Below are 6,293 nucleotides of genomic sequence, written 5' to 3'. Positions count from 1 at the left end.
GCGAGCCCGCCGGCGGCCACCGCCGCGGTGCTGGGCAGCGCGGTCGCGACCGGCGGCGCCAAGACCCTGGGCAAGATCCTGTTGGGTTCGGCCGGCAGCATCGGCTTGGCCCTGGTCGCGGGCTTTGCCGGCATCTACCTGGGGCTGCGCGCGCAGCTCAAGCGCTCGATCGACGAGGCCGAGCGCGTCGCGCTGATCCGCAGCGCGGTGATCTCGGGCCTGGCCTCGGTGGCCTTCGTCGTGTCGCTGCTGTTGATCGCATGGCTCGACGACGGCTGGCTGCTGCCGGTCGCCGCGACCGCGGTGTTCATGGGTGTCGTCTTCCACCAGGCAATGGTGGTCCAGCCACGCATCCTTGCCCGCCGGCACGCGCTGGAGGCGATGCAGGACCCGCTGGGTGCGGCACGCCGCCGGCGGCGCGAACGGTGGACCTGCCGGATCGGCGCCGTCACCGGCCTGGTGTTCGGCCTGGGTGGACTGCTGGTCGGGCTGGTCTCGTCGGGGCGCCTGTGAGCCGGATGCTGCTCGTTTACTGGTTCCGTCGCTGCGGCCGGGTTCTGGTCATCGTGGCGCTGGTACTGGCCGCCGTGCAGTGGCTGCGCGACGGTGCGGTGGACTGGGTGGAGGTGCTCTTCTGGAGCGCCCTGCCCGCGGTCCTGTCCGCTTCGATCAACACCTGGTGGGCGCGCACGCGCGGCTGCGGGCTGCCCCGGCGCGACGACTGAAACTAAAAACCCGCGCAGCGTGTGCTGCGCGGGTCGCGGCTTCAGACAAGCGGCTCTCAGCGGCGCCGCGGATGCGCCAGGTCGGCACGCACCAGGAAGCCGTCCCGGTCCTCGTCCATGAAGGCGAAATGCGCGGCCATGCGCGGCATCTTCGACTCGACCTCGGCCCGGCTGAGCTTGCCGTCGCCATCACTGTCGGCTTCGTTGAAGCGCTGGTCCATGCGGGCACGGTGCATGGCTGCCCGTTCGGTACGCATGCGCTCGGCCGAAGCCATCAGCTCACTGCGAACGAGATAGCCGTCGCGGTTGGTATCGATGCCGTCGAAGCGCTCGGCGAAACGCTGGCTATCAGCCACCTCGAGCTTGCTGATGCGACCGTCGGCATCGGTGTCCAGCTTGAGCACGTGCTGCATGCCGCCGTGGCGCCCACCGCCGTGCCCGGCGCGGCGATGCTGCTTGCGGGGGTGCTCGCCGGCCTCGAGGCGACCATCGCCGTTGCGGTCCAGTGTGTCGAAGCGTTCGGCCAGGCGCGGCATCTTGGCGGCCTCGGCGCGATCGATCGCACCATCGCCGTTTGCATCGAGCTGGAGCATGCGGTGGCCGCGCTTGCCGGCATCGGCAGCCTGCACGGTGTCGGCCTGCGGCGCGGCGATGGCGGCGCCCATCAGCAGGGTGGCCGCGATGGCGGCAGTCAGGTAGGTGTAGCGGTTCATCGACGATCTCCAGGCCGACGCGGTGGGCGTCGTTGCGACATGGAACGCCCCGGGCGGGTGCGAGTTGACGCAGGCCGCGGTGTGTTCAGCGGGTGGACAGCGACGAGCCACGCGGCGCTATGCTCGCGCCATGGGCACCGACCCCCGCCAGGACGCCGACGACCTCCGCCTGTTCCACACCGGCGAGCACCCATGCGGTTACTGGCCCGACCGGCTGGCACGCGACCTGGTGCTGGACCCGCGCGACCCGCGCCTGCCCCACTGGTACCCGCTCGCACTGGGCTGGGGCTTCCGCCGCTCCGGCGACATCGTCTACCGCCCGCATTGCCACGGGTGCCGCGCCTGCGTTGCGGTGCGCATTCCGGTGGCGCGGTTCCGGCCCGACCGCAGCCAGCGCCGCTGCCTGGCGCGCAATGCCGATGTCGACACCCGGGTGCTGCCCGCCGAGCGCACCGACGAACAACTGGCGCTGTACCGGCGCTACCTGGCCGCACGCCACCCGGGCGGCGGCATGGATGGCCACGGCGCGCGCGAGTTCGAGCAGTTCCTGATCGGACGCTGGAGCGAGGGTCGCTTCCTCGAATTGCGCGAACGCGCCACGCATCGGTTGCTGGCGGTCGCGGTGACCGACCTCACCGACGACGCGATGTCGGCGGTCTACACGTTCTACGAGCCCGACATGGCGGCCCGCGGACTGGGCACGCTCGCGATCCTGCAGCAGCTGGAATGGGCCCGTCGGGAAGGCCGGCAGCACCTGTACCTGGGCTACTGGATCGGCGGGCACCGCAAGATGGAATACAAGCGCCGGTTCCATCCCCTTGAAGCATTCGACGGCCGACAATGGCGCGACCTCGACGACGGAATCCCGGCATGACGCACCACCCCGGCCGCATGGCGCAAACCTCCCCCGCTTCCTTGCGCCCATGGCGGGCACTGGCCTGCCTGCTCGCGGCGGTCGCGCTTGCCGGCTGCGTCCGGGTCGCGATCCACGGAAACCCGGACCACATGACCAATGCCGCACGCCCGCCACTGCGGGTCGCCACCTACAACACCTCGCTGTACGACGAAGCTGCCGGCGGCCTGGTTGAGCGCCTGCGTGCAGGCGACGCCGACGCGCGCAAGATCGCGGCGGTGCTGCAGCGGGTGCGGCCGGACATCGTGCTGCTCAACGAGTTCGACCACGATGCCGGCGGCGTCGCGGCCGACCTGTTCCAGCGTGACTACCTCGACGTGGCCCAGCCCGGTGGAGGCGATCCCCTCCACTACCCGTACCGCTACCTCGCCCCGGTCAACACCGGCGTACCGAGCGGTTTGGATCTCGACGGCGATGGCAACGTCGGCGGCGAGCACCGCGCCCGCGGCAACGACGCGTGGGGCTACGGGCTGCATCCCGGCCAGTACGGCATGCTGGTCCTGTCGCGCCATCCCATCGACGCCACGCAGGTCCGCACCTTCCAGCACTTCCGCTGGAGCGCGCTACCCGATGCACGGCAGCCGCGCGACCCGGCGACGGGGGACACCTGGTACCCGCCATCGGTATGGGCTCAACTGCGGCTGTCGTCGAAGTCGCACTGGGACGTGCCGGTCCGCACTCCCGCCGGCGTCATCCACCTGTTGGCCGCCCATCCCACCCCGCCCGTCTTCGACGGTCCCGAGAACCGCAACGGCCTGCGCAATCACGACGAGATCCGGCTGTGGGCCGAGTACATCACCCCGCGCCCGGCACCGTGGTTGTGCGACGACCAGGGGCGCTGCGGCGGCCTGCCCGGCGACGCCCGCTTCGTGATCGCCGGCGACTACAACGCCGACCCATTCGACGGCGACGGCGTCCCGGGCGCAATCGCCCAGCTGCTGCACCACCCACGCGTCGATGCCGCATTCGTCCCGCGCAGCCAGGGCGCCGTCGAGCGCGCCGCGCAGCGCGGCTTCGACCGCAGGGGTGACGTCGCCGCCCACACCGGCGACTTCGGCCCCAGGTCCGGCACCCTGCGCCTCGACTACGTGTTGCCGTCCGACAACCTCAAGGTGGTCGACGGCGGCGTGTTCTGGCCCGCCGGCGACACGCCCGGCGCCACGATCATCGACGCCAGCGACCATCACCTGGTCTGGCTGGACCTCCAGCCCTGACGCGACCGGGAAGACGGGTGGAGGCTACGCGGAGGGCGCCTGGCGGGTAGGCCGGCCAGTCGCTCTCCGATAATCGCTTGGTGTCCGGCCCACCCGCCAGGCGCCGCGAGACTCCGCAGACCTTGGCGTGGCCCTCCCTGCAGGCGCCGGCGCCGTCCCACTGCGGGTACGCGGGGTCATCGCAACCAAGCGAGTATCGGGGAGCGACTTGCGATGACCCCGCGTACCCGCCCCCCAAATCTCCCCGCTACGGCTTCTGGCCAGCGCTCCCGTCCGCCGCTTCGCCAGCCTCACCTTCAACCACACCTTCGCCCTCGCCCCCAGCAGCCGAAGAAGCATCACCCGAAGGCTCCACCTCCACCTGCGCCCCGTTCCCCGGCTCTCCCGCCAACGACTGCACCGTCTCCACCGCGATCCGCGGCCCGAACCCGAATGCCTCGTCGCTGCGCGCCGAAACCACCATCCGCACCATGTTGGTCGGCACCATCAGCTCCAGCGAGATCGCCTCGCCCTTCGTCGTGCGGCCGTCCAGCGTCATCTCGACCAGCGCACCGCCCGTGTCGATCTCGCGGCACACCACGTGCGCCCCCGCCTTCCCCTCCTGCAGGTAAGGCTTGATCGCATCGCCCAGCGCTTCCAGCGCCTGCGGGAAAAAGAAGACCGCGTAACCGTTCTTGTCGTTCATCAGCACTCCAGAGTGGCGTCGCGCGCTCAGCGCAACTCGATACGCAACGCAGCAGCGGCCCGACAGGCCTTCGCGCGCGCGTCGGTGACATCGTCGCCGACCGCCAGGCTCACCGCGACCCGGCGCTGGCCCTCGACCCGCGGCTTGCCGAACAGGCGCAGCTGGGTGTCGGGCTCCACCAGCGCCCTGTCGACGCCGGAAAACACCGGTACCCCGTGCCCTTCGGCCAGCACCGCACACGATGCCGACGGCCCGCGCGAGCGGATCACCGGGATCGGCAGGCCCAGGATCGCCCGCGCGTGCAGCGCGAACTCGCTCAGGTCCTGCCCGGCCAGTGTGACCAGCCCGGTGTCATGTGGACGTGGCGACACCTCGCTGAACCAGACTTCGTCGCCACGGACAAAAAACTCCATCCCGAACACGCCCCAACCGCCCAGGTCATCGGCCACCGCGCGGGCGATCGCCTGTGCGCGCTCCAGCGCGAGCGGGGACATCGGCTGCGGCTGCCAGCTCTCGCGGTAGTCGCCGTCCCGCTGGGTGTGGCCAATCGGCTCGCAGAAGGTGGTGCCGCCGGCGTGACGCACCGTCAGCAGGGTGATCTCGTAGTCGAAGTCGACGAACCCCTCGACGATGACCCGGCCGGCGCCAGCCCGGCCACCCGATTGCGCGTACGCCCAGGCCGTGTCGATATCCGCCGCGGTCCGCACCAGCGACTGGCCCTTCCCCGACGACGACATGACCGGTTTGACCACGCACGGCAGCCCGATCCGCTCGATGGCCGCGCGGTAGTCCTCCGCCGTGTCGACGAAGTCGTACGGCGAGGTGGGCAGCCCGAGCGTCTCCGCCGCGAGCCGGCGGATGCCTTCGCGGTCCATCGTCAGCCGCGCGGCGCGCGCGGTCGGGATGACCCGCGTGCCGCGGCCGACTTTGGCGAACTCGCGCTCCAGTTCGACCAGGGTCGCGGTATGGATCGCCTCGATCTCCGGGACGATCAGGTCCGGACGCTCCGCATCGACCAGCGCGCGCACCGCGGCGCCGTCGAGCATGTCCAGCACGTGGCTGCGGTGCGCGACCTGCATGGCGGGCGCATCGGCGTAGCGGTCGGCGGCGACCACTTCAACGCCGAACCGCTGCAGCTCGATCGCGACCTCCTTGCCCAGTTCGCCCGAGCCGAGCAGCAGGACGCGGAACGCGTGGGGGGACAGGGGCGTGCCGAGTGTGACCATGCGGATTCCAGTAGCGATGGCGGGACAGGATGCGCCGGCTGCGGCGCGCTGGCCGCAAGTCTAACGGTGGCGCGCACCGGCACCCGCCGGCTTCCGGCCGTGCGCGGCACCGTGCGATCCTTCGCCGATGCCTTCCCGTCCCCATTGGCCGCCTCGCGCGGGCGCCCTCGCCGCCGTCCTGTTCGCCATCGCCCTGGCCGGGTGTGGTGCCGGCGACGATGGCAATCGCGCGGCCGCGCCAACGGGCCAGGCGCGCGAGGCTCCGGGCGGGGAACTCACGGGCGTGATGCTCGACATGCAGCTCAACGAGGTCAGCGGCCTTACCGCCTCGCACCTGCACGACGACGTGCTGTGGTTGCACGACGACGGCGACAACCCGCCACGGCTGTTCGCGGTCGACACCCGCGGCAGCCGGCTGGCGACGTTCGGCGTCGAAGGCGTGACCAAGACCGATTGGGAAGACATCGCCGGATTCGAGCTCGACGGCACCCGCTACCTGCTGATCGCCGATGTCGGCGACAACGGCGGGCTGCGCCGCACCCTGCAGCTGCACGTGGTGGAGGAACCGACCGTGCTGCGCAACGCGCGCCTGGAGCCGGCGTGGTCGATCGCGTTCCGCTGGCCCGACGGCCCGCGCGATTGCGAGGCGGTAACGGTCGACCCCGTCCGCGGCGAGGTGCTGCTGGTCTCCAAGAAACGCGAGCCGCCCGAACTGTTCTCGCTGCCGCTCCGCCCGCCCGCGAAGGAACTGCTCACCGCGCAGCGGATCGGCACGCTCGCCGGCGTCCCCACGCCCGACGCCGAGCGCGCGGCGGCC

At 71.3% G+C, this 6,293-nt stretch carries 8 protein-coding genes; 5 read left to right on the top strand and 3 right to left on the bottom strand.

Features of this window, described 5'->3' with window-relative positions:
- Together ACKVMH_RS12165 and ACKVMH_RS12160 are read left to right on the top strand one after the other, a co-directional pair.
- Positions 1-513 (top strand): hypothetical protein (locus tag ACKVMH_RS12165; RefSeq protein WP_412700495.1); only part of this gene is annotated, 513 nt, incomplete at its 5' end.
- Between the two features lie 5 nt (positions 514-518).
- Positions 519-725, top strand: coding sequence for a hypothetical protein (locus tag ACKVMH_RS12160; RefSeq protein WP_412700494.1), 207 nt, complete (start codon positions 519-521; stop codon positions 723-725).
- 56 nt (positions 726-781) lie between these two features.
- On the opposite strand, the gene ACKVMH_RS12155 is transcribed toward ACKVMH_RS12160, so the two are convergent.
- Positions 782-1,438, bottom strand: coding sequence for an EF-hand domain-containing protein (locus tag ACKVMH_RS12155; RefSeq protein ID WP_412700493.1), 657 nt, complete (start codon positions 1,436-1,438; stop codon positions 782-784).
- 130 nt (positions 1,439-1,568) lie between these two features.
- Between ACKVMH_RS12155 and ACKVMH_RS12150 the strand changes: the two genes are divergently transcribed.
- Both ACKVMH_RS12150 and ACKVMH_RS12145 read left to right on the top strand, forming a co-directional pair.
- Positions 1,569-2,312, top strand: coding sequence for an arginyltransferase (locus ACKVMH_RS12150; protein WP_412700492.1), 744 nt, complete (start codon positions 1,569-1,571; stop codon positions 2,310-2,312).
- A gap of 17 nt (positions 2,313-2,329) precedes the next feature.
- Positions 2,330-3,565 carry an endonuclease/exonuclease/phosphatase family protein gene (locus ACKVMH_RS12145; protein ID WP_412700496.1) on the top strand — a complete coding sequence of 412 codons (1,236 nt, stop codon included), beginning with the start codon at positions 2,330-2,332 and terminating at the stop codon, positions 3,563-3,565.
- Positions 3,566-3,812: 247 nt separating this feature from the next.
- On the opposite strand, the gene ACKVMH_RS12140 is transcribed toward ACKVMH_RS12145, so the two are convergent.
- Together ACKVMH_RS12140 and purT are read right to left on the bottom strand one after the other, a co-directional pair.
- A complete protein-coding gene (locus tag ACKVMH_RS12140; RefSeq protein ID WP_412700491.1) occupies positions 3,813-4,250 on the bottom strand; it encodes a hypothetical protein in 438 nt (145 codons plus the stop codon).
- A 26-nt stretch (positions 4,251-4,276) separates the two neighbouring features.
- Positions 4,277-5,476, bottom strand: coding sequence for a formate-dependent phosphoribosylglycinamide formyltransferase (gene purT, locus ACKVMH_RS12135; protein WP_412700490.1), 1,200 nt, complete (start codon positions 5,474-5,476; stop codon positions 4,277-4,279).
- A 127-nt stretch (positions 5,477-5,603) separates the two neighbouring features.
- On the opposite strand from purT, the gene ACKVMH_RS12130 reads away from it, so the two are divergent.
- Positions 5,604-6,293 (top strand): hypothetical protein (locus ACKVMH_RS12130; protein ID WP_412700489.1); only part of this gene is annotated, 690 nt, incomplete at its 3' end.

Origin of the sequence: Lysobacter zhanggongensis (genome assembly GCF_046638635.1) — a bacterium.
GTDB classification, from domain to species: Bacteria; Pseudomonadota; Gammaproteobacteria; order Xanthomonadales; family Xanthomonadaceae; genus Novilysobacter; species Novilysobacter luteus.
Note: the sequence above shows the minus strand (reverse complement) of the source record. Positions and strands in the feature narration are given on the sequence as shown.

Coding starts and splice junctions, on each gene's coding strand:
- ACKVMH_RS12160 (WP_412700494.1), top strand. CDS start 519: ATGCTGCTCGTTTACTGGTTCCGTCGCTGCGGCCGGGTTCTGGTCATC.
- ACKVMH_RS12155 (WP_412700493.1), bottom strand. CDS start 1,438: ATGAACCGCTACACCTACCTGACTGCCGCCATCGCGGCCACCCTGCTG.
- ACKVMH_RS12150 (WP_412700492.1), top strand. CDS start 1,569: ATGGGCACCGACCCCCGCCAGGACGCCGACGACCTCCGCCTGTTCCAC.
- ACKVMH_RS12145 (WP_412700496.1), top strand. CDS start 2,330: ATGGCGCAAACCTCCCCCGCTTCCTTGCGCCCATGGCGGGCACTGGCC.
- ACKVMH_RS12140 (WP_412700491.1), bottom strand. CDS start 4,250: ATGAACGACAAGAACGGTTACGCGGTCTTCTTTTTCCCGCAGGCGCTG.
- purT (WP_412700490.1), bottom strand. CDS start 5,476: ATGGTCACACTCGGCACGCCCCTGTCCCCCCACGCGTTCCGCGTCCTG.